The organism is Stenotrophomonas sp. NPDC077659 (assembly GCF_050268705.1).
Lineage (GTDB): Bacteria > Pseudomonadota > Gammaproteobacteria > Xanthomonadales > Xanthomonadaceae > Stenotrophomonas.
In genome coordinates this window covers 1-1,223 of the sequence record NZ_JBNNHG010000297.1, presented here as the reverse complement: position 1 = coordinate 1,223, position 1,223 = coordinate 1, and the positions used below count along the sequence as shown (strand labels likewise).

Below are 1,223 nucleotides of genomic sequence, written 5' to 3'. Positions count from 1 at the left end.
ATCGCCGTCGTCCTGATCAACGATCCCGATTTCGAAACCGGCAAGGGCGATTTCGGGCTCATGGCGCCGTCGATGGCGGCACGCTGTTGGCGCAGGCGGGGCGGCGGATTTTTATCGATAGCGTTCATCAATCGGTTCGTTCAAAACTTTGAAAGCGACCAGTCATCGAGACTGATCTACTGTGAAGGCCAACGATTCCACAAGGAGGAACCCCATGGCGAAGACCAAGAGCACGACCCAGCCCAAGACCGGCAAGCAGAAGCTGGCAGCGGCGGCACCGTCGGCCCCCAACATCGATATCGGGATCAGCCAGGGCAACCGCAAGAAGATCGCTGACGGTCTGTCGCGGTTCCAGGCTGACGCGTTCACGCTCTACCTGAAGACCCACAACTTCCACTGGAACGTGACCGGGTCGATGTTCAACTCGCTGCACACCATGTTCGAGACGCAGTACACCGAGCAGTGGGCAGCGCTGGACGATGTGGCCGAGCGTATCCGTGCGCTGGGTTTCAATGCCCCGGGCTCCTACCGGGAATTCGCTGCGCTGACCTCGATCGCCGAGGAGCCGGGCCTGACCGACAGTGCGGACTGGCGTGAAATGGTACGCCAGTTGGTGGTCGCCAACGAAGCGGTGTGCCGTACGGCGCGTGAAGTGCTGGACGTGGCCGACGATGCTGACGACGCCCCGACCGAGGATCTGATGACCCAGCGGCTGCAGACCCACGAGAAGTACGCCTGGATGCTGCGTTCCCTGCTCCAGTAAGGGTTGAGGGGGGCTTCGGCAGGGCTTGCAGCCCTGCACCTGCCGAAGCCTTCAAGCCAGAGCCAGAGCAAAAAGCTGGATTCCTGAGGGTTGGCGGGGTGGGTCCGGTTGAGGGGGACGCCGTAAACCCATCCATGGGGGCTTGGTCGCCGCATCCATGCGGCTCACACCCCCTCAACCGGACCCACCCCGCCTTCGACAGTTTTCCGCGATCTGCTGGCAAAGCTTGGGGTCGGAGCCCGTTGTTACACAACGGGCTCCGACCCCTCTTTGTTTGTCGATATCTGACAGATTTCATCCACGCATGGCGTGGATGGACCCACCGTCACCGGGAAACTGTCGGGGGTGGGGCGGTGTGGGCTTGCAGGACCGTTGGCGCCATGGATGGCGCCATCGAGCCCCCATGGTGAAGTGACCCCCAAGAGTTGGACACCTGATCCAACCCTGAGGGTTACATGAA

The 1,223-nt window shown here is 61.7% G+C and carries 1 protein-coding gene; it reads left to right on the top strand.

Features of this window, described 5'->3' with window-relative positions; genetic code table 11:
• Positions 1-214: 214 nt before the first annotated feature.
• Positions 215-763 (top strand): Dps family protein, encoded by a 549-nt coding sequence (locus tag ACQKDV_RS19605; RefSeq protein ID WP_427785887.1) that lies wholly within the window; start codon positions 215-217, stop codon positions 761-763.
• Positions 764-1,223: the final 460 nt, after the last annotated feature.

Excerpts from the sequence above, each read along its gene's own strand:
- ACQKDV_RS19605 (WP_427785887.1), top strand. The coding sequence starts at position 215 with ATGGCGAAGACCAAGAGCACGACCCAGCCCAAGACCGGCAAGCAGAAG.